The sequence below is a fragment of the [Roseibacterium] beibuensis genome, from assembly GCF_039542305.1.
GTDB classification, from domain to species: domain Bacteria; phylum Pseudomonadota; class Alphaproteobacteria; order Rhodobacterales; family Rhodobacteraceae; genus Roseibacterium; species Roseibacterium beibuensis.
This window is the reverse complement of record NZ_BAABHW010000002.1, coordinates 420,261-446,036: the sequence shown is the minus strand read 5'-3', so window position 1 is coordinate 446,036 and position 25,776 is coordinate 420,261. Positions and strand designations below refer to the sequence as shown.

Sequence of the window (25,776 nt, the reverse complement as noted above, 5' to 3'; positions counted from 1 at the left end):
GAGTGAACGCCCGTCACCAGTCGCGGGTTGCAGCGACGGTGTTCCTCGTCAATGATGCGCAACGGGCCGGGGCCTCCCCGGATGGCAAGGGATATTTATGCTCGATCTCAACCTGTCTCAGACCGGCGAAGGGGTGATGGCGCTTGTCGTGCTGCTCGTGATGTTCGGTCTGTTCCTGCGCGAGATCTGGCCGACCGAGGTCGTTGCCTTGGGCGCGGTCGCCGCGCTCCTGATCCTTGGCCTGTTGCCCTATGACGCCGCGGTCGAGGTGTTGGCCAACCCCGCGCCCTGGACCATCGCGGCGATGTTCATCGTCATGGGGGCGATGGTGCGGACCGGATCGCTCGACCGGCTGACGAAATTCGCCGAGTCGAACGCGGGCAAACGGCCAAAGCTGGCGCTTGCGACTCTCCTGGGCTTCGTCGCCATTGCCTCGGCCTTCATGAACAACACGCCCATCGTGGTCATCATGATCCCGGTCTTCGTGCAGGTGGCGCGTATCCTCGAACGCTCGCCCTCCAAGCTTCTGATCCCGCTCAGCTATGCCGCGATCATGGGCGGCACGCTGACCCTGATCGGCACCTCGACCAACCTGCTTGTCGACGGTGTGGCCCGTGCGCGCGGGCTGGAGCCCTTCACCATTTTCGAGATCACGCCCATCGGCCTCGTCGTCGTGGCCTGGGGGATGCTCTACCTGCTGGTCGTCGGGCGGCACCTGTTGCCGGATCGCAGTTCGATGGCCTCGGTCCTTGGCAGGGGGCGCGCCAAGGCCAAATTCTTCACCGAGGTGGCCGTGCCCGAAGAATCCGCCCTGATCGGGCAGAACGTGAACGAGGTGGACCTGTTCCGGCGCGAGGGCGTGCGCCTGATCGACGTGCTGCGCGGGGATGCGTCCCTTCGGCGCGACATGACGGGTGTCGTGCTGGAGCCGGGCGACCGCGTGGTTCTGCGCACAGACATGAGCGAGGTTCTGGGCCTTCAGCAATCCAAGGAGCTCAAGACCGTCGACAAGCTGAGCCAGGTGCGCACGACTACCGTCGAGGTGCTGATCACGCCAGGCTGCAAGATGGTGGGCCGCAGCCTGGGCAACCTGCGCCTGCGCCGCCGCTACGGTGTGTACCCGCTGGCCGTGCATCGCCGGAACCAGAATATCGGCCGGCAACTCGACGATCTCGTGGTGCGGGTGGGTGACACGCTGCTGCTGGAGGGCGACCCCGCCGATATCCAGCGTCTGGCCGCCGACATGGACCTTGTCGATGTCACCACCCCGTCCGAGCGCGCCTATCGCCGGACCAAGGCGCCCATCGCGGTGGCCGCCATGGCGGGGATCGTGGTGCTCGCGGCCTTCGACGTGGCCCCCATCCTCGCGCTGGCCGTGATCGCCGTGGCCGTGGTGCTGCTGACCGGATGCATCGACGCCGAAGAGGCGTTTTCCTTCGTCGAGGGGCGTTTGCTGGCGCTGATCTTCGCCATGCTGGCCGTCGGCGCGGCGCTGGACCATACCGGCGGCATCGAGTTGATCGTGGGCGCGGTTGCGCCATGGCTGCAGACCATGCCGCCCGTCGTCCTGATCTGGGCGGTCTATTTCATCACCACGGTTTTGACCGAGTTGGTCTCGAACAACGCGATCGCGGTCATCATGGCGCCCATCGCCATCGCGCTGGCGGACGCGACCGGCGTCGATGCGAGGCCGCTGGTCGTGGCCGTGATGATTGCAGCCTCTGCCTGTTTTGCGACCCCGATCGGGTACCAGACGAACATGCTGGTCTACGGCCCGGGCGGATATCGTTTTACCGATTTCCTTCGCACGGGCATTCCGCTTAACCTCAGTCTCGGGGTGGTCGTCTGCCTGACGATTCCCTTGATCTGGCCGCTCTGAGGACCACCTGAGCATCATGTTGCCTAAACTGTCCGATACCGTGCTGATGGGGATGATCGTCGTCCTTCTCACAGGTTGCGTGGCCTCGTCCCCGCGCCCGGTCGCGGTTGAGGTCAGCCGCGCCGCCATCGACGTGCGCCTCTCGGATGGCAGCCGGTGCACCGGGCCTGCGCCTGCCGGGTCGCCGACGGCATGGTCCGGCCGGTTGACGGGATGCAGCGCAAGCTATCCCTACACCGTCGCCTTCGAGACCAACCCGAACCTCCTGCGTCAGGGTGTCGAGGCCGTGGTCGAAGCAATCGGCGCCGACGGCCTGCTATACCCCATGGCCGAGGTCGCGATCACCGGGCCCGAGGGGCAAACCTGGCGCTTTTCCTCGCCCCCGCCGCAGGTCGACTGACCGCCAGCACATGCAGCGCCTTGCGGTGACGCGGGCGCACGGGTAAAACCCGCGCGATTGTCAGCACCGACCGGGAGAGACCCATGGCAGGCCATTCAAAATGGGCGAACATCCAGCACCGCAAGGGTCGTCAGGACGCCGCGCGGTCGAAACTGTTTTCCAAGCTCGCCAAGGAAATCACCGTGGCGGCCAAGATGGGCGACCCGGACCCCGACAAGAACCCCCGCCTGCGCCTGGCCGTGAAAGAGGCCAAGTCGAACTCGGTCCCGAAGGACGTGATCGACCGCGCGATCAAGAAATCGCAGGGCGGCGATGCCGAGAATTACGAGGAAATCCGCTACGAGGGCTATGGCCCCAACGGCGTTGCGATCATCGTCGAGGCGATGACCGACAACCGTAACCGGACGGCCAGTACGGTGCGCTCGACCTTCGGCAAGAACGGCGGCAACCTTGGTGAAACCGGCTCGGTCAGCTTCATGTTCGACCGCAAGGGGCAGGTGACCTACCCGGCCTCGGTCGGCGATGCGGACACGGTGATGATGGCCGCGATCGAAGCCGGCGCAGAGGATGTGGAATCGAGCGACGAGGAACACGTCATCTGGTGCGCCGATACCGATCTCAACGATGTCTCCAACGCGCTGGAGGCCGAACTGGGCGAGTCCGACTCGACCAAGCTGGTCTGGCGTCCCACCACCACGACCGAGCTGGGGCTGGAGGATGCGCAAAAGCTGATGAAGCTGATCGAGGCCCTGGAAGACGACGACGACGTTCAGAACGTCACCGCGAATTTCGAGATCTCGGACGAGGTGATGGAGCAACTGGCGGGCTGAGCGGGGTGGCGGGACACGTCCCGCCCTGCGAAAACCGGCACGTCACACCCCGTACACAGGGCGTACACAGCCTGTGCATACACGTTTCATGCCCGCCGCGCCGAACGCTTGGGCGCGGCGTTCCTGTTCGAGTCTGGCGGTTCAGACGTCTGGGCGTGATCTGAACGCAGGGAGCGGGTTCGCATTTGACGCGAGCGGAGCTCAGCCGACCTTTTGGTCATGGCCTCAATGCCGAAGCAGTAACCCGCACAGGTGCCATCCGCCGCAATAGCGAGCATTCCATGCAAACGCGGCCCCAAACGGGTGAAAAATGACAAGGGGGGTAGGTCGCTGGTATCCGGGCCCTTAAGCTGTTCATCGCGGTGGGAAATCCGGCATCGAAACTGAACGGAGGGCGGCCTGTGCCCGGAGTCACCAGACACGGCATCTCGCGGAAGGTCCGCACATGTCTTGAAAATGCCTTGGCTTGGGCCACGTTGCCTGCAAGTGGAACCGTAACAAGCGCAAAGTCCATTTGTCCGAACGATAGAACTGCTGTGGGGTTTTCGCTTTGAGGTCGACGCAAGAACCGGATGTTCTGGTGGTCGGATCGGGCGCGTCAGGGTCCTTCGCCGCGCTGGAACTGACCCGGCAGGGCCTGAGCGTTCAGATAATCGAGGCCGGCAGGGAGATTGTCGCAGAGGATACTGGCGGCGACGAGGCGAAGGGAGGCGACAGCACGTCCCTGGACCTGCGCGCACGGGTTCGAGCCACCCTGCGCGGCCAGCATATCCAGGCTCGTGCCGGTTTGTTCAACGACCTTGTCTCGGACTTCTACGTCAATGACCGTCGGCACCCTTACACGACACCGCGGGAGGCCCCTTACCTTTGGTTCCGCGGGCGGCAGGCAGGCGGTCGGCTGCATACTTACGGACGAGTCCTGTCGCGGTGGTCGGATGATGATTTTCGCATGTTCAGCCGGACAGGTGCGGGCGTTGATTGGCCCATCTGCCATGACGATCTTGCGCCATACTATGCCGAGGTCGAGGAGCTTCTGGGGATTTGCGGCCAGTCCGACCAGATCGAGACCCTCCCCGATTCAGTCTGCGCGCATCCCTCCCGCCTGACGGAGGCTGAGGCGTTTTTCAAGCAGGCGGTCGAGAGCCGTGATCCGGCGCGGCGTGTCGTGGCGCGGCGCTATACCCTGCCGGAAGAGGGACCCGTGCCTAAACCCCTGGCAGCGGCGCTGGCGACGGGACGTCTCGATATCCGCTACAACATGACCGCGCGAGAAGTGCTGATCGATCCTGACACCGGACAGGCCGTCGGTGTTGCGTGCATCGACTCGGTCACCAGAAAGGAACACGTCTTTCGCGCATCAGCCGTGGTCCTGTCGGCGTCCGCGATCGAAAGCGTGCGCCTGTTGCTGAATTCGGGTCCATCGGGCGGGGGCGGTCTTGGCAACAGCTCCGGTATGCTTGGACGGTATTTCGCCGATCAACTCCACTGTATCGCCGTGGGCACCATGCCGCGGTTTCGGGGCTACGCCGAAACCGACGCCGCTTCGGGCGATCCGGCCGGCATCTTCATTCCCCGCCTGCTTCCGGAGGAGGCTGGCGGTCGCCCCCGCACCTACATGTTCCAAGGCAAGATCGCCCGGACGCCTGTACCGAAAGACGCCCCGTCCAGGTTCACCTTCATGGGCTATGGGCAGATGACCCCGGATCGCGACAACCGGGTCACGCTGGACCCGAAACGGCGCGATACCTTGTCCATCCCGATCCCCCGGATCCGCTGCGCGATCTCCTCCGGAGACGAGGCCACTTTGCGCCTCATGCAAGACGCGCTTGAGGAGATGGTTGCAGATGCAGGGGGCGAGTTGGACTTCATCGGCTCGCCGCTGGGCCTGACCGAGATGGGCAAGGGCGCCTTTCCCGACTCGGGCTTCGCCCTCCGGCAGGCGTTTCGGGTGCTTTTCCCACGCAGCATGGCCATGGGCAGCGCAGTCCATGAAAGCGGCGGCGCCAGGATGGGGGCCGACCCCCGTTCCTCGGTCCTCGACCCGTGGTGCCGCCTCCACGATGCGCCGAACATCCTTGTGACGGACGCAGCCGCATTTCCGACAGGGGGCGTCAGCGGCACGACCCTGACGATCATGGCCATGACCGTCCGGGCCTGCCGGCAATTGGCGAAGGATCTCGGATCGGGCCAGACCCGACCCGCCGCGTGACCCGCGCCAAGGCTGGGGATACCCTGCGGTCGGCTTTGAGTGCGACGGGGCTGCGGTCGAGGCACACAGCCCGGAACGGAAGGCCTGCCTGCGCGGCAATCGCACACGACGGAAGAGGCTGTCCGACCTTTCGGCGCGCTTGCTCCATGGCGATTTTCTTTTGCACGTGAGGTGATGAAAGCCGCTCTCGCAGGATGCCCGCCTGTGTTCGATCATCTCGGACCCCCGCCCAATTTCCCGTTTGCCAGTGCCCCGCGAATGCGGGATTGAGGGGGCTGTCACGCCTTCACCGGACCGCCCATGTTCACTGCCGCCCTTGCAGGCTTTGCCCTGTCCTTTTCGCTGATCCTCGCCATCGGGGCGCAGAACGCCTTTGTCCTGCGGCAGGGGCTGCGGCGTGAGCATGTGGGCTGGGTCGTGCTGGTTTGCTGTGCCTCGGAGGGGATGCTGATCGCGGCGGGCGTGGCCGGGTTTGGCGCGCTGGCCGAGGCCGCCCCCTGGGCGCTGGAGGCGATGCGCTGGGGCGGCGTCGCGTTCCTGACGGTCTACGGGGTGAAAAGCCTGCGTGCGGCGCTGCTGGTGTCCGAGGCGCTGACCGCCGGCAGCGGGCCTGCGATGAGCCGGCGCGCGGCGATCAGCACGACGCTGGTGATGACCTGGGCCAACCCGCATGTCTATCTCGACACCGTTGGCCTGATCGGCGCGGTGGCCGCGCAGTACCGCCCCGACCATTGGGCTTTCGGCGCAGGGGCGCTGTCGGCCTCGTGCCTGTTCTTCTTGCTTCTGGGTTACGGCGCGCGGGGGCTGGCCCCGGTCTTTGCCCGGCCGGCGGCGTGGCGGGTGCTGGACGTGGTCGTGGGCGCGACGATGCTGGCGCTGGCGGGAAAGCTCGCGATCTTCGGCTGAGGGTGCTTGCGGCTGTCGCGGCTTTGGGGTCTGTTCGCGCAAATGGAACCAAGCGCGTCCCCCCCAGCCAAACCGGACAGAGCCCCGCCCCACCGTCCCGTGCTCGGCGTGATCTGGATGATCGTGACGGGCCTGTGCTTCGTGGCGGTGACGGCCACCGTTAAGATGGTCGGCTCCGACGTGCCGGCGGCGCAGGCGGCCTTCCTGCGCTACGTGCTGGGGCTGGTGTTCCTGATCCCGATGCTGCCGGCGGTGCGCGCGACGCGGCTGAGCGGGCGGGCGCTGCGCCTGTTCGGCGTGCGCGGCGTGGCGCATACGGCGGGGGTGATCTGCTGGTTCTACGCCATGACGATGATCCCCATCGCCGAGGTGACGGCGATGAACTACCTCAACCCGGTCTACGTCTCGGTGCTGGCGGTCTTCGTGCTGGGCGAGCGCATGGCGTTCCGGCGGCTCATGGCGGTGGTGCTGGCGCTGGTCGGCGCGCTGATCATCCTGCGCCCGGGCTTCCGCGAGCTGAACCCCGGCCATTTCGCCATGCTGTTCACGGCGGCGAGTTTCGCCGTCGGCTACCTGATCGCCAAGATCATGGCCGACGAGACGCCGCCGCAGGTGGTGGTCTTCATGCTGTCGGTGACGGTGACGCTGGGGCTTGCGCCCTTCGCGGCCTGGGTCTGGGTGCCGGTCAGCTGGGAGAACCTGGGCTGGCTGTCGCTGACGGCCGTTTTCGCGACGGGGGGGCATTACGCGATGACGCTGGCCTTCCGCGCCGCGCCGCTGACGGTGACGCAGCCCGTCACCTTCCTGCAACTGGTCTGGGCAACCCTTCTGGGGGCGGTCGTTTTCGGCGAGCCGGCGGATATCTTCGTGATCCTCGGCGGGGCGCTGATCATCGCGGCGGTCAGCTACATCACCTGGCGCGAGGCGGTGTTGCGTCGCCGTGCGGCGCAGGGGCGATAGGTCCGAAACGGTTTCGATTGCGCCTGCAAATTAGGCAGCCTCCCGGTCCTGCGCCCATGGCGCCGACAAAGGGCGATGCTGCGCCGCCGCAAACGCCTCCCGGTTGCTTGAATGAAAGAGTCGTACGTCTTCGTTCTGGAAAGGACGGAGGTATCGATGACATTGGAAGCCCTGATTTTTGGCGGGATGGGAAGCCTCGCCGAATGCGCCGAGATCGACCGGCGCGCGTGGAACGCCGCGTTCCGGATGCACGACGTGCCGTGGGAATGGTCCTGGGATGTCTATGCCGAGTTGATGCGTCCGGGGGGCGACAGGCAACTGGCCGCGCGCTATGCCGCGCATCTGGGGCAGGTGATCGAGGCCGAGGCGCTGGATGTCACGCACCAGCGGCTTTTCGCGGCGATGATCGTGGACGAGGTCCCCTTGCGCCCGGGCGTGGCGCGCGTGTTGACATGGGCGGCGCGCGGCGGGGTGAAACTGGCGCTGGCCAGCCGGGCCGAAGAGGCGCCGGTGGGCGCAGTTCTGAAGGCGACGGCGCGGGCGCGGGCGGGGATCTCGTTCGACGTGGCGGTGCTGCGCCCCGACGTGGAGCGCATGGCCCCCGACCCGGAGGCGATGCAGCTTGCCGTCAGCCGCCTGGGCGTGGGTAATGGCCGCTCGGTCGTGGTGGCCGACACGTTAGTGGCGGCGCAGGCCGCGCGGGCGGCGGACCTGCCGGTGCTGGCCTTTCCGGGGCGGATGGCGCAGATCGACGGCGATGGGTTCGAGGGCCTGCCGGTCGCCGATGTCCTCAGCCCCGAGGCCGTGATGCGGGCCTGGCGCGGCACCCTCGATACGGCAGCGGAATAGACCCGGATTCATTCCACGGTTGATCTGGCTCAAGGCCGTGGTGCGCGCGCGCCGTCTATCTTCCTTTTCGGACCCGACAGGAAGGAGACACGCAATGTCGAACACGCCGCATCTTTTGGCCGAGGAATTCCCGAACGACGCCGACAAGATCCATACGCTCAAGATGTCTGACCCGCATTTTTCGAAGCTGATGGACGAGTATCACGAGGTGAACCGCGCCGTGCACCGCGCCGAGACCGGGGTCGAGCCGATCGACCAGTCGGCGGAAACGCAGATGCGCAAGGAACGGATGCGCCTGAAGGATGAAATCGCGGGCATGCTGGCCAAGGCCTGACCGCGGCAACAGCGTCTGCGCCCCGATCCCACGCGAAGGGACGACCCGGCCAAGGCGGCTGGCGGGTGGATCGGAAGGCGCGGTCCGGGGGGCAGCGGCCCCGCGCCCAGGGGACTGGCGCGGCCGCCGCGCCCTCCGATAATTTTCTCGTATTTGACGGCGGCTGCGGGTCCGTCGCGCAACCGGTGCCGTGCCCGCCTTCGTGTCGGAAGCGTTAACTGGTCGCCGGCCCGTCGTCGCCATCGCCTTGCGCAAGGGGATCGTCCTCGGTCCCCTCGACATGGGCCTGGAAGCGCTCGAAGAACTGGTCGGCCATCTTCTTGGCGAAACTGTCGATCAGGCGCGAACCCAATTGCGCCAGCTTGCCGCCCACCTTGGCGTCGACGTCATAGTGCAGGTCCGTTCCGCCACCCTCGGCATCCGACAGGATGACCTGCGCCGAGCCCTTGGCGAAGCCCGCCACGCCGCCCTTGCCCTCGCCCGAGATGACGTAGCTTTCCAGCGGCTTCACGTCCGACAGGGTCACGTCGCCCTTGAAGGTCGCTTTCACCGGGCCGACCTTTTGCTTCACCTCGGCGTGGAAGCCTTCCTCGGGCGAGCCGTGGAGTTCCTGACAGCCGGGGATGCAGGCCTCCAGCACCCTGGCATCGTTGAGCGCCGCCCAAACGGTTTCACGGTCCGCGTTCAGCGTCCGTGTCGCGTGCATTTCCATTCTGGCCGTCCTCCCTGTCCGTCGCAGTCCAGATGTAGGGGCGCAACTGTCGAAGCGTCAACGGCTTTGCTTATCCACCGATCTGGTAGGGCAGGGTGCCGCGATGGTCCGGGTCGACTGTCAACTGCCGTTCCAGCGGCGGCACCGAGCGTTGGTGGCAATGCGCGCGCTCGCAGATCCGGCAGGAGATGCCGATGGGCTGGAACGCCTCGTCCCGGTCGAGGTCGAGCCCGTCGGCATAGACCAGCTTGGGCGCGTGGCGCAGCTCGCATCCCAGCGAAATGGCGAAGCGGCGGGTGGGTGTGCCCCAGGCCCCGCCGGATTTCGACACGTCGCGGGCCAGGATCACGTAGCGTATGCCATCGGGCGTTTCGGCCAGTTGGCGCAGGAAGCGCCCGGGCGTCTCGAAGGCCTGGTGCACGTTCCACAGCGGGCAGGCCCCGCCGAAGCGCGCGAATTGCAGTCGCGTGGCCGAGTGGCGTTTGGTGACGGTCCCGGCCTGGTCGACGCGCGCAAAGAAGAAGGGCACGCCCTTGGCGCCGGGGCGTTGCAGGGTCGAAAGACGATGGGCGATCTGCTCGATCGAGGCGCCGAACTGGATCGACATGCGCTCTAGGTCATGGCGGGTTTCGTCGGCGGCCTCGGCAAAGCGGGTGTAGGGCATCAGAACCGCGCCCGCGAAGTAATTGGCCATGCCGATGCGGGCGATCTCGCGCGCGGTGTCGGTCTGGAACCGGGCCAGGTCAAGCGTGGCTTCCAGCAGCTGGCTTTGCGCCAGAAGCGCGTATTGATGCAAAAGCTGGAAGCGCTGCGTCTCGGGGGCCGCGCGGGGCGACAGGGTCAGGGTTCGGCTGGCGCGGTCGTAATGGCGCACGCCTTCGCCCGCGGCGTGGCGGATTTGGACGCCCATGCCCTCAAGGACGCGCTCCGTGTGCTGCGCGAGGTCCCCTTGCGCCTGTCCGGCAAAGCGTTCGGCGGCGCGGTCCACGGCGTCGATGTAGTTGTCGCAATAATGGAAGAAATCGCGCACTTCCTCCCACGGGCTGGGGGTGGCGCGCCCTTCATGCCCGAGCGCTTCGTCCAGCGAGGCGAGGCGCTCGTGCGTCTGGCGATAGGCGCGGTGCAGGTCGAGGAAGGCGCGCGCGAGTGCCGGCGCGTTCGAGGCGGCAAGGCGCAGGTCGGCCAGCGGCGGGCTATCCTCGGCAAAGACGGGGTCGGCCAGCGCCTCGCGCATGTCCGAGACGAGGCGTTCGGTGTCGCCGGAACTCAGCTCGGTCACGTCGAGGCCGAATTCCTGCGCCAGCCCCAGCACGACCGTGGTCGAGACGGGGCGGTTGTTGTTCTCCATCTGGTTCAGATAAGGCAGCGAGATGCCGAGCTTGCCGGCGAAATCCTTTTGCGTGAGGCCAAGCCGCGTGCGCAGTTCGCGCAGCTTGGCCCCGGCATAGAGCTTGCGATTGGGCATGGGGGCTCCAGGTGCTTTGCAAAATCACTAGTGGGTTTTGCAAAGAGATGGAAGCGCAGGCCTCAGCCGGGGTTCACCTGCCGCTCGCGGCGGATGGTGTAGAGGATCGAGAGCACGGCCAGGATCGAGGTGGTCAGCATGATGAAGATCAGCGGGTAGGCCCCATTCCCCCCGGTCAGAAGGGCCCCCGCCAGCGCGGACAAGGCCGCGCCGCCGCCGATCATGATCGCCCCGCCAAGGCCGCTGGCGGTTCCGGCCAGATGCGGACGCACCGACAACATGCCCGAGGTCGCGTTGGGCAGGACCATGCCGTTGCCCAGGCCCACGAAGGTCATGAAGCCGAAAAACACCAGCGCAGTCTTGAACCCGATCAGGAACAGCAGCAGCGAAAGGCTCAGGCCGACCGCCGTCAGGATGGTGCCCCACAGGATCATCCCGTTGATGCCCACGCGGACGGAAAAGCGGCCCGAGATGAAATTGCCGAAGAAATAGCCGACGGCGGGCGCGCCGAAATAGAACCCGACCTCGGCCGCCGACAGGCCGAACACCTCCGAGCCGACATAGGGCGCGCCGCCGAGATAGGCGAAGAACGCCCCCGAGGCGAAGGCGGCGGCCATGCAGTAGCCCCAGAAGCGGCGCGAGGTCAGAAGCTCGGGGTATTGCGCGAACTGGTCGCGGAAACTGCCGCGACCGGGGGCGGCGGTCTCGCCCAGGTCGCGCCAGATCAGGAGGCAGACGGCCAGCCCCAGCACGCCCAGAAGCCAGAAATTCGCCTGCCAGCCCAGCGTCTCGTCCAGCGCGCCGCCGATGGCCGGGCCGATCATCGGCACCACGGCCATGCCCATCGTGACGTAACCGATCTGGCTGGCGGCCTGGTCGGCGGGGTACATGTCGCGCACCACCGCGCGGCCAAGGACAAGCCCCGCCACGATCACCGCCTGCAACATGCGAAAGGCCAGAAAGACCTCGACCGTCGTCGCCAGCAGGCAGCCAATGGTGGCAAGGATGAAGATCGCGACGCTGCCCAGCAGGACGGGGCGTCGGCCCAAGCGGTCCGACACGGGGCCGATGACCACCTGCAATACCGCGTTCACGGCGAGGTACAGCGCCACCGACAGTTGCATCAGCCGGTAGTCGGTGTCGAAGAACGTCGTCATCGCGGGCAGCGACGGCAGGAAGATGTTCATCGACAGCGCGCCGATCCCGGTCAGCACGATGAGGGTGAAGATATGCGGTGGCGTGGAGCGGTCGAGAAAGCGGACCGTCGGGGCGATACTCATGCCCTAGGGCTTAGGTCGCGGCGCGGGTCTTGTCCATGTGCGGCCATGCACATCGGTTTCCAACACCGCGCAGTTGATTGAATAATTTGCAATTACGCAGTTTTCCAAAGTCCTTCGCTAATTTATTTGCAAATATGCCAGTTCAGACTCGCCCGAGGCCCGGCGCCTCATTAGGGTGCGCCGCCAAAGGGGGCGCGTGCGCAGCATAAGGCGGCCGCCCGGGGGAAGGCCAGCCACGGAAGGGACCGAGATGAAAGACATCCTGCATGAGTTGGAGGAGCGCCGCGGCGAGGCGCGTCTGGGCGGCGGACAGAAGCGGATCGACAGCCAGCATGCCAAGGGCAAGCTGACCGCGCGCGAGCGGATCGAACTGCTGCTCGACGAGGGCAGCTTCGAGGAATACGACATGTTCGTCACCCACCGCTGCACCGAGTTCGGCATGCAGGAGAACAAGCCCCGCGGCGATGGTGTCGTCACCGGCTGGGGCACGATCAATGGCCGCATGGTCTATGTCTTCAGCCAGGATTTCACGGTTCTGGGCGGCTCGGTCTCGGCCACCCATGCGCAGAAGATCTGCAAGATCATGGACATGGCGATGCAGAACGGCGCGCCCGTGATCGGCATCAACGACTCCGGCGGCGCGCGCATCCAGGAAGGCGTCGACAGCCTCGCGGGCTATGGCGAGGTCTTCCAGCGCAACATCGAGGCCTCGGGCGTGGTGCCGCAGATCAGCCTGATCATGGGCCCCTGCGCGGGCGGCGCGGTCTATTCGCCCGCCATGACCGACTTCATCTTCATGGTGAAGGACAGCTCCTACATGTTCGTGACCGGCCCCGACGTGGTGAAGACCGTGACGAATGAACATGTCACCGCCGAGGAACTGGGCGGGGCCACGACCCATACGCGCAAATCCTCGGTCGCCGACGGCGCCTTCGAAAACGACGTCGAGGCGCTGAGCGAAATTCGCCGCCTCGTCGATTTCCTGCCGCTCTCGAACCGCGAAAAGCCGCCCGTTCGCCCCTTCTACGACAGCCCCGACCGGATCGAGGACAGCCTCGACACGCTGGTGCCCGACAACCCCAACATGCCCTATGACATGAAGGAGTTGATCACCAAGATCGCGGACGAGGGCGATTTCTACGAGATCCAGCAGGATTTCGCGGGCAACATCATCACCGGCTTCATCCGGCTCGAGGGGCAGACGGTCGGCGTGGTTGCCAACCAGCCGATGGTGCTGGCGGGTGTTCTGGATATCGACAGCGCGCGCAAGGCCGCGCGGTTCGTGCGGTTCTGCGACTGTTTCGAGATCCCGATCCTGACGCTGGTGGACGTGCCCGGCTTCCTCCCCGGGACGGGGCAGGAATATAACGGCGTCATCAAGCATGGGGCCAAGCTGCTGTTCGCTTATGGCGAGGCGACGGTGCCGAAGGTCACGGTCATCACCCGCAAGGCCTATGGCGGGGCCTATGTGGTGATGTCGTCCAAGCACCTGCGCGGCGACGTGAACTATGCCTGGCCCACCAGCGAGATCGCGGTGATGGGCGCGAAGGGCGCGGTCGAGATCCTGCACCGGGCCGATCTCGGCGATGCCGAGAAAACGGCGCATCACACGCAGGAATACGAGGACCGCTTCGCCAACCCCTTCGTCGCGGCCGAGCGCGGTTTCATCGACGAGGTGATCCAGCCGCGCAGCACGCGCAAACGGGTCGCCCGCGCCTTCGCCATGCTGCGGCGCAAGGAAAAGAAGATGCCGTGGAAGAAGCACGACAACATCCCGCTGTAAGGCGGGTGGTCTGATCCGGTGAGGGACGGCGGGGCCAGCCCCGCCCTACGGAGAGCGCAATGCCTGACCCCATCTTCCACATGATCGCCGGCGGTCCGCGCCCGGTTGCCCCCTTCTCCCACGCGGTGGAGGTGGATGGCTGGGTGATCCTGACGGGCCAGATGCCGACCGATCCGGCCGCCCCTGACGCGCCCCTGCCCGAGGGGGTGGAGGCGCAGACGCGGCGGGTGATGGAGAACCTGCGCGTGGTGTTGCGGGGCGTGGGGCTGGACCTGGAGCACGTGGTGCAGATGCGCGCCTACCTGACCGAGTTCGAGCGCGACTACGCCGCCTTCAACGAGACCTACCAGGGCTTCTTCCCGCCCGACCGTCGGCCCGCCCGCACGACCGTGGGCGTGACCGCCCTGGCGGTGGGGACCCTGGTCGAGATCGACTGCATCGCGCGCCGACCGGAGGGGGCTGATCGTGCATGAACGTCCTCTCCCGTCTCCCTCTCAGCCCGCTGGGATGGGCGGCCTTGGGCGCGGTGGCGCTTGGGGTGGCGGTGCTGCTCTGGCCACGGGGCGAGGCGTCGTTTGCCTGCCCGTTGGATCGGGCGCTGACCTTGCCCTCGGGGCAGGCGGCGGCGCTGTGCGAGGTTGTGCCGGAACCGCAACCCTTCACCGGGGCGACATGGCTGGTTCTGCGCGTGGTGGCGCCCGACCTGCCGCCCGCGGATGCCGATGGCACGCATGGCGATCAAGACTGGATCTGCTCCGAGATCGGTCTGACGCGGGCCGAGGCCCTGGCGCGCCCGCCCGAGCGCATCGTGGTGCAACTGATGACCGCGCCCTTTCTGCGGGGCGAAGCCGCGCCCGGCATTCGGCAGGCCATCGAGGCTTATACAATCGCGACCGGTTCCTGCATGTGGGAGCTTTTGTGATGCAGCTACAAGATTTTGCGATGCATTCTTCATGCGGATCGAAAGGTGATGCAGCGGAGTCACAGGCGCGGTTTGGTTGTGGAAAACTCTGTGGATCGGTGGCGCGGCAAGGTATCTTCGGTCTCGGCTGCTCAATTGCAGCTGTACCTCGGGTCGTGGCCGGGTCTGAGCGCCCGGTCACGCACCCTGTTTCGCGCGCCGCACCTGCCGCGCCCCATTCGGAGGGCGCGCAATGATCAAGCATCGCGGTTTCCCCTCGCGCCTGCCGGGCACGGATTACCAGTTCACCATCCGCCGCGAGAACAAGTCCGGCGCGACCAGGCTGATCCGGCGCGAGCGCTACGCCGACCGTCGTCCGGCCGACCGCCGCGCCGATGCCGCCTTCATGGAGGCGCTGTGGCTGTTCTTCGGGGATGAGCCGTTCGAGCGCGGCAATCTCGACGCGGGCCGGCTGTCGTGGCTCTTCGGGCGCGAAGTGATCGCGGCCGAGGATCCGTTCGATCCCGAAAGCTACGAGGCGCTTCTGGTCATCGACGAGAACGTCGCGCGCGCCTCCTTCCCCGAGGCCTTCGACGGCTCGGGCGTGTGGGAGGACGGTTCGGCATGATTTCGCGCAGCCATCTTCAGCTTGGGCAATTTCGCGCGCATCGCGCCGGGCAAGTCGATTGCCCCCTTCTGCGTGCTGAAAACCATGGCATTGTCGTCATGTCGGCCCCTGTCCCCAATGGTTTCCGGGCCGGCAACGACAAGACGTGTTACCCTTCCCCTTCAAAGCGGTCGGCCAGCTTTCTGTGCCGACCGCCTTTTTTTCGGCAGAACCGCGCCTATCGCGTTGCGTTCAACAGTGGTGCTGTTGCACGACGCCCGTTCCGTGTATGCCTGACCGCACGAGGCATATCGACAGGAGCAGACGCAAAATGCGCGCCAAACTCATTCTTCCCACGACCCTTTTCGCCGCTGTCATCGCGCTTTCGGGCTGCATGGCCAGCGACATCGAACGCGCCGGGATCGGCGCGCTTGGGGGCGGCGTCACCGCTGCCGCGCTCAACGGCAATGTCGGCACGGGCATCCTCATCGGCGCGGCCGGTGGGGCGCTGTGCGACGACGTCAACCTCTGCTGATCGGGGCCGCGCGGGCCGTCTGACCGCCCGTCCCCCTTATCGTCTGACACGGGACCAACGGGGCCTTCGCGCCCCGATGGTCCCTTTTTGTTTGGGAGATGCCGCGGGCGCGCCGCGCCGGGCCAAAAGGAAGGGACAGGACGCATGTTCAAGAAGCTGCTGATCGCCAACCGGGGCGAGATCGCCTGCCGGGTGATCAAGACCGCGCGGAAAATGGGGATCGAGACGGTCGCCGTCTATTCGGATGCGGACAAGCACGCGCTGCATGTCAAGATGGCCGACGAGTCGGTGCATATCGGCCCGCCGCCCGCCTCTGAAAGCTACATCGTGATCGACAAGATCATGGCCGCGATCAAGGAGACCGGCGCCGAGGCGGTGCATCCCGGGTATGGCTTCCTGTCGGAGAACATGAAATTCGCCCAGGCGCTCGAGGCGGCTGGCGTCGCCTTTGTCGGCCCGCCGGCGGGGGCCATCGAGGCCATGGGTGACAAGATCACCTCGAAAAAGATCGCCGCCGAGGCGGGCGTGTCGACGGTGCCCGGCCATATGGGCCTGATCGAGGATGCCGACGAAGCGATCAAGATCTCGGGCCAGATCGGCTACCCGGTGATGCTGAAGGCGTCGGCGGGCGGCGGCGGCAAGGGGATGCGCATCGCGTGGAACGAGGAAGAGGTGCGCGAAGGCTTCCAGGCGTCGAAGAACGAGGCGGCCAGCAGTTTCGGCGATGACCGCATGTTCATCGAGAAATTCGTCACCCAGCCGCGCCATATCGAGATCCAGGTGCTGGCCGACCAGCATGGCAACGCGATCTACCTGGGCGAGCGGGAATGTTCGATCCAGCGCCGCAACCAGAAGGTCATCGAAGAAGCGCCCAGCCCCTTCCTCGACGAGGCGACGCGCAAGGCGATGGGCGAACAGGCCGTGGCGCTGGCCAAGGCCGTGGGTTATTCCAGCGCGGGCACGGTGGAATTCATCGTCGACGCCGACAAGAATTTCTACTTCCTCGAAATGAACACCCGCTTGCAGGTGGAACACCCGGTGACCGAGCTGATCACGGGCGTGGACCTCGTCGAACAGATGATCCGCGTCGCCAGCGGCGAGCCGCTGTCGATCGCGCAGGAGGATGTGACGCTGACCGGCTGGGCCATGGAAAGCCGCCTTTATGCCGAGGACCCGTATCGCAACTTCCTGCCGTCGATCGGGCGTCTGACCCGCTATCGCCCCCCGCAGGAGGTGCAGGCCGGTCCGCTGAACGACACCGGGAAATGGCAGGGCGAGGCGCCCCACGGCGACACGGCGGTGCGCAACGATACCGGCGTCTACGAGGGCGGCGAGATCTCCATGTATTACGACCCGATGATCGCCAAGCTCTGCACCTGGGCGCCGGATCGCGCGGGGGCCATCGAGGCGATGCGCGTGGCGCTGGACAGTTTCGAGGTCGAGGGGATCGGCCACAACCTGCCGTTCCTGTCGGCCGTGATGGACCATGACCGCTTCACCAGAGGCAACATCACCACCGCCTTCATCGCCGAGGAATATCCCGACGGTTTCGAGGGCGTGACGCTGGGGGACGGCGCGCTGCGCCGCGTGGCCGCCGCCGCCGCCGCGATGCACCGCGTGGCCGAGATCCGGCGCACCCGCGTCTCGGGCCGGATGGACAACCACGAACGCCGCGTCGGCACCGATTGGGTGGTCAGCCTTCAGGGCGAGGCGTTCCCCGTCACCATCGCCGCCGATCCGAACGGGTCCACCGTGACCTTCGAGGATGGCCACGCGATGCGGATCACGTCGGACTGGACGCCGGGCGATGCCTTGGCAACCCTCAGCGTCGACGGTGAAACCCTGGTTCTGAAGGTCGGCAAGATCCCCGGCGGTTTCCGCATCCGGACCCGCGGGGCCGAGTTGAAGGTCCATGTGCGCAGCCCGCGCCAGGCCGAGTTGGCCCGCCTGATGCCCGAGAAGCTGCCGCCCGACACCTCCAAGATGCTGCTTTGCCCCATGCCCGGCCTGATCGTGAAGATCGATGTCGAGGAAGGGCAGGAGGTGCAGGAGGGACAGGCGCTCTGCACCGTCGAGGCGATGAAGATGGAGAACATCCTGCGCGCCGAGCGCAAGGGCGTGGTGTCCAAGATCAACGCGGGCCCCGGCGACAGCCTCGCCGTGGACGAAGTGATCATGGAGTTCGAATAAGGCCATGCGCGGCTGCGTTTCATATCACGCAGCCATGGCGGCGGGTCACTGCCCGCCGCTGCGCAACTCTTCCTGCCGGAACGAGAAATTGTCGATGCCGCGGATGATCTCTCGCACGTCGCGGGGGCTGGGACGGCGGAACCCGACGCTGCCGTCCTTCTGCATCACGACCAGCGAGAAACCGCGCGGGCGCAACTCGGTGCGGATGGCCGAGCGGGAGGCGGGGTCGGTATCGACGATGATGACCGCGTCCCGCTCGATCAGCGGATCGGGCCGCGCGGCCAGCAATTGCATCTGCTCGATGAAGCGCGGATCGGCGGGCGTGTCGGCAAAGACGATGATGGGCCGCGCGGTCCACAGGAATTCTTCCAGCGTCACGTCGGCGGCGTCCCGCGGGGCCATCGGGTCGACGGCCTCGATCTCGGTGTCGCCGGGCTCCGAGGCGGCCATCGCGAGCGCATCATCGGCCTGCTGCGCGGGGATCGCGGCAGGGGCCAGCATCAGGGCGGCAGCAAGGGCAAGGGGGGTCGGTCGCATCACTCCTCCAGTCCTGCCAGATATAGGCAGGGTCCCGGGAATTGCGAAGCCTTTCCGCAGCTTTCGCCGCGGCAATCGGCCCCTGCGGTCCGGCGCATTCACCCGATCTTCATCGCTTTCGGGGCAGGCTGGGCGGTATTCCGTCCTCACAGCCGCGGGAGATCGCAAGATGGAGGTGATCCTGCACGCGGGCGCCCACCGAACCGCAACCGCCACGCTGCACCACGTCATGCGGCAGGGGCGCGCGGCCATGGTCGCCAAGGGCATCGCCGTCTGGGACCCGGAGGTGACGCGCGCGGGCCTGTTGCAGGGGATCACCGGCCCGGGCGGAGAGCGTCTGACCGGTCGCATGGCGCTGCGCGTGCGGCAGGCGCAGGAGAAGGGGGCGGCCCTGCTGATCGTGAGCGACCCCGACATGATCGGGTCGCTGGCCGAGGTCATCGCCGAGACCCGCCTTTATCCGCGTGTCCCCCTGCGCCTCAGCCGGATCGCGGGCGGGATCGACCCGGCCAAGGTGAAGATCGCCTTGGCCATCCGCTCGTACGATGCGTGGTGGGCCTCGGCGCTCGCGATGCAGATCGCGCGCGGTGGCGCGGCGCCGGGGCCCGACCTTTGCGACCGGCTCATCACCCAGCCGCGCCGGTGGCGTCACGTGATCGCCGATTTCGCCCAGGCACTGCCCGCTGCCCGCATCGCGGTCTGGAGCCACGAGGCGATGGCCGGACGCCCCGATATCCTGCTGCGCCGCCTGACGCACCGACGCCTGGCCTTCGGCCGCAGCCATGAACACCTGAACGCGGCGCCGGGTGCCCCGTCGCTTGCCAGGCTTCTGGCCGATGCGGGCGACGATGCGTCGTCGCTTGGCAGCGTCGCGGGCCGTTACATGCCCTTCGACCCCCATCAGCGCGCCATCCTGCGCGCCCAATATGCCGAGGACCTCGCCTGGCTGCGCGCCGGGGCCGGGGGCCTTGCCGACTACCTAGATGAGCCCGCGCTGCAGATGCGGGCCAGGACAGACGTAGGAAGAGGAACCCCCGATGACCCAGACCCCCGAGACCCCCGGCCCCGAGACCCCCGGCATCGACGCCTGGCGTGAGCGCGCCGAGAAGGAGCTGAAGGGACGCGACCCCGACAGTCTGACCTGGGAAACGCTGGAAGGTATCCGCGTCAAACCGCTTTACACCGAGGCCGATACACAAGGGCTTGGCCACATGGGCAGCCTGCCGGGCTTCGCCCCGTTCACGCGCGGCCCCAAGGCGACGATGTATGCCGGCCGGCCCTGGACCATCCGCCAATACGCGGGCTTTTCAACGGCGGAGGAATCCAACGCCTTCTACCGCCGCAACCTCGCCGCCGGTCAGCAGGGTGTCTCGGTCGCCTTCGACCTTGCCACGCATCGCGGCTATGACAGCGACCACCCCCGCGTTCTGGGCGACGTGGGCAAGGCGGGCGTCGCCATCGACAGCGTCGAGGACATGAAGATCCTGTTCGACGGTATCCCGCTGGATCAGGTCAGCGTCTCGATGACGATGAACGGCGCGGTCATCCCGATCCTCGCCAATTTCATCGTTGCCGGCGAAGAGCAGGGCCATGACAAGTCGCTGCTGTCGGGGACCATCCAGAACGACATCCTCAAGGAGTTCATGGTCCGCAACACCTATATCTACCCGCCCGAGCCGAGCATGCGGATCATTTCGGACATCATCGGCTACACGTCGGAAAACATGCCGAAATTCAACTCGATCTCGATCTCCGGCTACCACATGCAGGAGGCGGGCGCGAACCTGGTGCAGGAGCTGGCCTACACGCTGGCCGACGGGCGCGAATACGTGCGCGCCGCGATCGACGCCGGGATGGACGTGGACAAGTTCGCCGGGCGGCTGAGCTTCTTCTTCGCCATCGGCATGAACTTCTTCATGGAGATCGCCAAGCTGCGCGCCGCGCGCACGCTGTGGTACGAGATCATGGAGGGGTTCGGCGCGAAATCCGACCGCTCCAAGATGCTGCGCACGCATTGCCAGACCTCGGGCGTCAGCCTGCAGGAACAGGACCCCTACAACAACGTCGTGCGCACCGCCTACGAGGCGATGTCGGCGGTTCTGGGCGGCACGCAGTCGCTGCACACCAACGCGCTGGACGAGGCCATCGCGCTGCCGACCGAGTTCTCGGCCCGGATCGCGCGCAACACCCAGTTGATCTTGCAGGAAGAGACCGGCGTGACCAATGTCGTCGATCCGCTGGCGGGCTCCTACTATGTCGAAAGCCTCACCAACGAGCTGATCGAGCAGGCCCGCGTCCTGATGGCCGAGGTCGAAGAGATGGGCGGCATGACCAAGGCCGTTGCCTCCGGCCTGCCCAAGCTGCGGATCGAGGAATCGGCGGCGCGGCGGCAGGCCATGATCGACCGCGGCGAAGAGGTGATCGTCGGCGTCAACAAGTACCGCAAGGACAAGGAAGACCCGATCGACATCCTCGAGATCGACAACGAGAAGGTGCGCGAAAGCCAGATCGCGCGGCTGGAAAAGATCCGCGCCACGCGCGATGCGGCGGCCTGCGACGCGGCGCTGGCCGAGTTGGAGCGGCGCGCGAACGAGGGCGGCAACCTGCTCGAAGCGGCGGTCGAGGCCGCCCGTCACCGGGCCAGCGTGGGGGAAATCAGCATGGCGATGGAAAAGGTGTTCGGCCGCCACAGGGCCGAGGTGAAGACGCTGGCCGGCGTCTATGGCTCGGCCTACGAGGGCGACGAGGGCTTTGCCCAGATCCAGCGCGACGTGGACGCCTTCGCCGAGGAAGAAGGCCGCCGCCCGCGCATGCTGGTGGTCAAGATGGGCCAGGACGGGCATGACCGCGGCGCCAAGGTGATCGCCACGGCATTCGCCGATATCGGCTTCGACGTGGATGTGGGCCCGCTGTTCCAGACCCCGGAAGAGGCCGCGCAGGACGCCATCGACAACGACGTGCACGTGATCGGCATCTCGTCGCAGGCCGCCGGTCACAAGACGCTGGCGCCCAGGCTGATCGAGGCGCTGAAGGCCGAGGGCGCGGGCGATATCATCGTGATCTGCGGCGGCGTCATTCCGCACCAGGATTACGAGTTCCTGCAGAAGGCCGGGGTCAAGGCGATCTTCGGGCCGGGCACGAACATCCCCTCGGCGGCGCGCGACATTCTCGATCTGATCCGCGCCACGCGGGCCTGAGCGGTCCGCCCGCAGGGCGGGGCCGGAAAACCCGGGTTTTCCGGGCAGGAAATCTCGAGATTTCCTGCCCGTTTTCCTTGGGGAAAACGGGTTTGTCCCCCCGCTTTCCCCTTGCCCCATGGCCCTCCCTGCCGCATCTATCGCGACAAAGGAGACGCCATGGCCCTGCCTGTCCGCAAACAGCTGCTCTACTGGGGGATCGCCTTTGCGGTGTTCTTCGTGCTGCTGTGGTTGCTTGGCAACGTGATCCTGCCCTTCCTCGTGGGCGGGGCGATCTCCTACTTCCTCGACCCGGTCGCGGACCGGCTGGAGAAGATGGGCTTCAGCCGCGTCCTGTCGACCGCCATCATCTTCGTGATCCTTGTGCTGGTCGTCGTGCTGACGATGCTGGTGATCGTGCCGCTGTTAATCCAGCAAACCACCGACCTGATCCAGTCCGCGCCCGATCTGTTCAACCAGTTGCGTAGCTGGCTGACCGAACGCTTCCCCGGGTTCATGGACGACACCTCGCCCCTCCGCCAATCGCTGAGTTCCATCGGCGAGACGATCCAGTCGCGCGGCGGGGAGCTGTTGCAAAGCGTGCTGAGTTCGGCAGCGGGCGTGGTGAACGTGCTGGTCTTCATGGTCGTCGCGCCGGTCGTCGCATTCTACCTGCTTCTGGACTGGGACAACATGGTGGCGCGCATCGACCTCCTTCTGCCGCGCGACCACGCCCCCACCATCCGCCGCCTCGCGAAAGAGATCGACAAGACGCTGGCCGGCTTTGTGCGCGGGCAGGGGACGGTCTGCCTGATCCTCGGCACCTTCTACGCCGTGGCGCTGATGGTGATCGGTCTGCAATTCGGCCTCGTCGTCGGGTTGGCGGCGGGGCTTTTGACCTTCATCCCCTATGTCGGCGCGTTGGTGGGCGGGGTGCTGTCCATCGGGCTGGCGCTGTTCCAGTTCTGGGGCGACTGGTGGATGATCGTCGCCGTGGCGGCCGTTTTCCAGGTGGGCCAGATGGTCGAGGGCAACATCCTGACGCCCAAGCTGGTCGGCTCGTCGGTCGGTCTGCACCCGGTCTGGCTGATCTTCGCGCTCTCGGCCTTTGGAACGCTGTTCGGCTTCGTCGGCATGCTGGTGGCCGTGCCGGTCGCCGCCGCGCTCGGCGTGCTGGTCCGCTTCGGGATCGAGCAATATACCGACAGCCTGCTCTATCGCGGGCTCGAGGGGCGGCCGATCCCCGAGGAATACCGTGATGACCCGGACGAGGACGGGGCACAGAGCTGATGGCCGAACAACTCGTTTTCAACCTCGCCCTTCGCCCCGCGATGGGGCGAGAGGATTTCTTCGTCTCGACCGCCAACGCTGGCGCCGTCGCCCAGATCGATGCCTGGCGCGACTGGCCCCATGGCAAGCTTGTGCTGGCCGGCCCCGAAGGCGCGGGCAAGACGCATCTTGCGCATGTCTGGGCCGGGATGAGTGGCGCAGCATTCGTCGAGGCGAGGGACCTCGATGAAGCCGCGGCGGAACAGCAGGCCGCCGCGCCCGCCTTGGTCGTCGAGAATGCCCACCGCATCGCCGGTCACGCCGCCGCCGAAGCCGCGCTGTTTCACCTGCACAACGCGCTTGTGCTGCGTGGTGCGCCGATCCTCTTCACCGCGACGGACGGGCCCGAACGCTGGGACCTGACGCTGCCCGACCTCGACAGCCGTATGCGGCAGGCCGGGCTGGCGCGGGTGGCGCCGCCGGACGATGCGCTCTTGATGGCGGTGATGATGAAACTGGCCCATGACCGCGCCTTGCGCCTGACGCCGTCGATGCTGACCCATGTCGCGGCGCGCATCGAGCGCTCCTTTGCCGCGGTGCGCACCTTCGTCGACGCGCTGGACGCCCGCGCGCTTGCGGCGAAACGCCCGCCCCGGTTCAAGGATGCCAAGGCGGTCCTTGCCGAGATGCAACAGCCCGTGTCACGCTGATGTCACAGGCCCCACCTAGGTCAGCATCATGAGCTTTGCCGATTTCCTCTCCGCCCCGATCCCCGAACCCGTCGACCTGCCCGAGGCGCAGATCAGCGGGCCGCGTCGTTTCTTCAACCGTGAACTGAGCTGGCTCGCCTTCAACTGGCGCGTGCTGGAAGAGGCCGAGAACCCGCGCGTGCCGCTGTTGGAACGGGTGCGCTTCGTGTCGATCTCGGCGGGTAACCTCGACGAATTTTACACCGTGCGTGTCGCGGGCCTGCGTGAACTGGCGCAGGAGGGCAACACGACCCCCTCCGACGATGGCCGTACGCCCGCCGAACAGCTCAAGCTGATCAATGCCGACGCCCGCAGCCTGATGCAGCACCAGCAGGCGGCCTGGGTCACCCTGCGCAAGGAGCTGGAGGCCGAGGGGATCACCGTCGTCACCCGCTCGGGCCTCAAACCCGCGGATAAACGTTACCTCGAAGAGGTGTTCCTGACGCAGGTCTTCCCGGTGCTTTCGCCGCTGGCGATCGACCCGGCGCATCCGTTCCCCTTCATCCCGAACGAGGGGATCGCGCTGGCGCTGCACATGAAGCGGGAACGCGACGGGCGCGAGTTGCAGGCGCTTCTGCCGATCCCCAGCCAGATCGACCGCTTCCTGCGCCTGCCCGCGCCCGAGGGCGAGGCGCGCTTTCTGCCGCTGGAAGAGCTGTTGCTGACCCATATCGGCGCGCTGTTTCCGGGCTACAAACTCGCCGGACATTGCGCCTTCCGCGTGCTGCGCGACAGCGATCTTGAGGTCGAGGAAGAGGCCGAGGACCTCGTGCGCGAATTCGAGACCGCGCTGAAGCGCCGCCGCCGCGGCGAGGTCGTGCGCCTTCAGATCAGCGCAGGCGCGCCCGAGCATCTGATGGCCGAGATCGTGGACCAGATGCACGTCACCGGCGACGAGGTGGTGCAGGTCAAGGGCATGATCGGCCTCGTCAGTCTGAAAGAGCTGGTGATCGACACAAGGCCCGACCTGCTGTGGAAATCCTTCACGCCGCGCGTGCCGGAACGGGTGCAGGACCATGACGGCGACATGTTCGCGGCGATCCGTCAGAAGGACATGCTGCTGCACCACCCGTACGAGACCTTCGACATGGTCATCCGCTTCCTGGCGCAGGCCGCGCGGGACCCCAACGTGGTGGCGATCAAGCAGACGCTTTACCGGACGTCGAACGAGTCCCCCATCGTCGAGGCGCTGTGCGAGGCCGCCGAGAACGGCAAATCCGTCACCGCGTTGGTCGAGTTGAAGGCCCGCTTCGACGAGGCCGCCAATATCCGCCAGTCGCGCAAGCTGGAACGCTCGGGCGCGCATGTGATCTACGGGTTCATCACCTACAAGACCCACGCCAAGATCAGCACCGTTGTCCGGCGCGAGGGCGACAGGCTGGTGACCTATACCCATTTCGGCACCGGCAACTACCACCCGATCACCGCGCGTATCTACACCGACCTCAGCCTTTTCACCTGCGACGACGCACTTGGTCGGGACGCCACCAAGGTGTTCAACTATGTCGGCGGTTATGCCGAACCCGAGGGGCTGGAGAACCTGTCGATCTCGCCCCTGTCGCTGAAATCCACGATCATCGAGAACCTGCGCGCCGAGGCCGAGCATGCCCGTGCCGGAAAGCCCGCGATGGTCTGGGCCAAGATGAACAGCCTGATCGAGCCCGACGTGATCGACGCGCTTTACGAGGCGAGCCAGGCGGGGGTGAAGATCGACCTCGTGATCCGGGGCATCTGTGGCATTCGCCCCGGTGTGAAGGGATTGTCGGAAAATATCCGCGTGAAATCCATCGTGGGCCGCTTCCTCGAACATTCCCGCATCGTGTGCTTCGGCAATGGTGCGGGCCTGCCCTCGAAAAAGGCGCGGGTCTATATCAGCTCTGCCGACTGGATGGGGCGCAACCTGAACCGGCGCGTCGAAACGCTGGTTGAATGCACCAACAACACGGTGAAGGCGCAGATCGTCAGCCAGATCATGGCGGCCAACCTTGCCGATGTGGCGCAGACCTGGGTGCTGCAACCCGACGGGAGTTTCCTGCGCCCGGACCTGTCCGAGTTGGAGAACCCGTTCTCGTGCCACCGCTTCTTCATGGAGAACCCCTCGCTCTCCGGGCGGGGGTCGGCAGGGGCCAAGGATGTGCCGGAACTGACCCACGGCGACGATTGAGGCGACCGCCCGTGACGATTGACGCCGTCCATGGCCCCGTG

The 25,776-nt window shown here is 66.3% G+C and carries 23 protein-coding genes; 19 read left to right on the top strand and 4 right to left on the bottom strand.

What is annotated here, in order from left to right:
* Positions 1-97: 97 nt before the first annotated feature.
* The 8 genes from ABD923_RS08610 (at position 98) to ABD923_RS08575 (ending at position 8,367) form a co-directional block, all read left to right on the top strand.
* Entirely contained in the window at positions 98-1,879 is a 1,782-nt protein-coding gene (locus ABD923_RS08610; RefSeq protein ID WP_259550259.1) for an SLC13 family permease, read from the top strand.
* Between the two features lie 16 nt (positions 1,880-1,895).
* Positions 1,896-2,279, top strand: a complete 384-nt coding sequence (locus ABD923_RS08605; RefSeq protein ID WP_259550258.1) for a hypothetical protein — start codon at positions 1,896-1,898, stop codon at positions 2,277-2,279.
* Positions 2,280-2,362: 83 nt separating this feature from the next.
* A complete protein-coding gene (locus ABD923_RS08600; RefSeq protein WP_222191102.1) occupies positions 2,363-3,109 on the top strand; it encodes a YebC/PmpR family DNA-binding transcriptional regulator in 747 nt (248 codons plus the stop codon).
* Positions 3,110-3,659: 550 nt separating this feature from the next.
* Positions 3,660-5,318: a GMC oxidoreductase gene (locus ABD923_RS08595; RefSeq protein ID WP_259550257.1), complete on the top strand. Its 1,659-nt coding sequence runs from the start codon at positions 3,660-3,662 to the stop codon at positions 5,316-5,318.
* A 300-nt stretch (positions 5,319-5,618) separates the two neighbouring features.
* A complete protein-coding gene (locus ABD923_RS08590) occupies positions 5,619-6,224 on the top strand; it encodes a LysE/ArgO family amino acid transporter (protein WP_259550256.1) in 606 nt (201 codons plus the stop codon).
* A 42-nt stretch (positions 6,225-6,266) separates the two neighbouring features.
* Positions 6,267-7,184 carry a DMT family transporter gene (locus tag ABD923_RS08585; protein ID WP_259550255.1) on the top strand — a complete coding sequence of 306 codons (918 nt, stop codon included), beginning with the start codon at positions 6,267-6,269 and terminating at the stop codon, positions 7,182-7,184.
* A 156-nt stretch (positions 7,185-7,340) separates the two neighbouring features.
* Positions 7,341-8,033, top strand: coding sequence for an HAD family hydrolase (locus tag ABD923_RS08580; RefSeq protein ID WP_259550254.1), 693 nt, complete (start codon positions 7,341-7,343; stop codon positions 8,031-8,033).
* Between the two features lie 94 nt (positions 8,034-8,127).
* Complete coding sequence (locus ABD923_RS08575) at positions 8,128-8,367, top strand: HP1242/YdcH family protein (protein WP_259550253.1); 240 nt, start codon at positions 8,128-8,130, stop codon at positions 8,365-8,367.
* A gap of 214 nt (positions 8,368-8,581) precedes the next feature.
* Here ABD923_RS08575 and ABD923_RS08570 read toward each other — a convergent pair whose 3' ends face one another.
* The 3 genes from ABD923_RS08570 to ABD923_RS08560 all read right to left on the bottom strand — a co-directional run bounded on the left by ABD923_RS08570 (position 8,582) and on the right by ABD923_RS08560 (position 11,824).
* Positions 8,582-9,079: an SRPBCC family protein gene (locus ABD923_RS08570; protein ID WP_259550252.1), complete on the bottom strand. Its 498-nt coding sequence runs from the start codon at positions 9,077-9,079 to the stop codon at positions 8,582-8,584.
* A 70-nt stretch (positions 9,080-9,149) separates the two neighbouring features.
* Positions 9,150-10,544: a helix-turn-helix domain-containing protein gene (locus ABD923_RS08565; protein WP_259550251.1), complete on the bottom strand. Its 1,395-nt coding sequence runs from the start codon at positions 10,542-10,544 to the stop codon at positions 9,150-9,152.
* 62 nt (positions 10,545-10,606) lie between these two features.
* Complete coding sequence (locus ABD923_RS08560; protein WP_259550250.1) at positions 10,607-11,824, bottom strand: multidrug effflux MFS transporter; 1,218 nt, start codon at positions 11,822-11,824, stop codon at positions 10,607-10,609.
* A 250-nt stretch (positions 11,825-12,074) separates the two neighbouring features.
* On the opposite strand from ABD923_RS08560, the gene ABD923_RS08555 reads away from it, so the two are divergent.
* The 6 genes from ABD923_RS08555 to ABD923_RS08530 all read left to right on the top strand — a co-directional run bounded on the left by ABD923_RS08555 (position 12,075) and on the right by ABD923_RS08530 (position 17,840).
* Entirely contained in the window at positions 12,075-13,607 is a 1,533-nt protein-coding gene (locus ABD923_RS08555; protein WP_259550249.1) for an acyl-CoA carboxylase subunit beta, read from the top strand.
* 59 nt (positions 13,608-13,666) lie between these two features.
* A complete protein-coding gene (locus ABD923_RS08550) occupies positions 13,667-14,080 on the top strand; it encodes a RidA family protein (protein WP_259550248.1) in 414 nt (137 codons plus the stop codon).
* A complete protein-coding gene (locus tag ABD923_RS08545) occupies positions 14,077-14,529 on the top strand; it encodes a DUF6497 family protein (RefSeq protein WP_259550247.1) in 453 nt (150 codons plus the stop codon). Before ABD923_RS08550 ends, ABD923_RS08545 begins: the two co-directional genes overlap by 4 nt.
* Before the next feature lie 232 nt (positions 14,530-14,761).
* On the top strand, positions 14,762-15,136 hold the full coding sequence (locus tag ABD923_RS08540) for a hypothetical protein (protein ID WP_222191114.1): 375 nt from the start codon (positions 14,762-14,764) through the stop codon (positions 15,134-15,136).
* A 310-nt stretch (positions 15,137-15,446) separates the two neighbouring features.
* Complete coding sequence (locus ABD923_RS08535; protein WP_259550246.1) at positions 15,447-15,650, top strand: hypothetical protein; 204 nt, start codon at positions 15,447-15,449, stop codon at positions 15,648-15,650.
* A 144-nt stretch (positions 15,651-15,794) separates the two neighbouring features.
* Complete coding sequence (locus tag ABD923_RS08530) at positions 15,795-17,840, top strand: acetyl-CoA carboxylase biotin carboxylase subunit (RefSeq protein WP_259550245.1); 2,046 nt, start codon at positions 15,795-15,797, stop codon at positions 17,838-17,840.
* 45 nt (positions 17,841-17,885) lie between these two features.
* On the opposite strand, the gene ABD923_RS08525 is transcribed toward ABD923_RS08530, so the two are convergent.
* Positions 17,886-18,377, bottom strand: coding sequence for a DUF4174 domain-containing protein (locus tag ABD923_RS08525; RefSeq protein ID WP_259550244.1), 492 nt, complete (start codon positions 18,375-18,377; stop codon positions 17,886-17,888).
* Positions 18,378-18,546: 169 nt separating this feature from the next.
* Here ABD923_RS08525 and ABD923_RS08520 point away from each other — a divergent pair, with 169 nt between their 5' ends.
* The 5 genes from ABD923_RS08520 (at position 18,547) to ABD923_RS08500 (ending at position 25,735) form a co-directional block, all read left to right on the top strand.
* Positions 18,547-19,473 carry a hypothetical protein gene (locus ABD923_RS08520; protein WP_259550243.1) on the top strand — a complete coding sequence of 309 codons (927 nt, stop codon included), beginning with the start codon at positions 18,547-18,549 and terminating at the stop codon, positions 19,471-19,473.
* Positions 19,415-21,574, top strand: coding sequence for a methylmalonyl-CoA mutase (scpA, locus tag ABD923_RS08515; RefSeq protein WP_259550242.1), 2,160 nt, complete (start codon positions 19,415-19,417; stop codon positions 21,572-21,574). The genes ABD923_RS08520 and scpA overlap by 59 nt, the downstream gene beginning before the upstream one ends.
* A 159-nt stretch (positions 21,575-21,733) precedes the next feature.
* A complete protein-coding gene (locus ABD923_RS08510) occupies positions 21,734-22,843 on the top strand; it encodes an AI-2E family transporter (protein WP_259550241.1) in 1,110 nt (369 codons plus the stop codon).
* Positions 22,843-23,532 (top strand): P-loop NTPase family protein, encoded by a 690-nt coding sequence (locus ABD923_RS08505; protein WP_259550240.1) that lies wholly within the window; start codon positions 22,843-22,845, stop codon positions 23,530-23,532. Before ABD923_RS08510 ends, ABD923_RS08505 begins: the two co-directional genes overlap by 1 nt.
* Before the next feature lie 28 nt (positions 23,533-23,560).
* Positions 23,561-25,735: an RNA degradosome polyphosphate kinase gene (locus tag ABD923_RS08500; RefSeq protein WP_259550239.1), complete on the top strand. Its 2,175-nt coding sequence runs from the start codon at positions 23,561-23,563 to the stop codon at positions 25,733-25,735.
* Positions 25,736-25,776 lie beyond the last annotated feature (41 nt).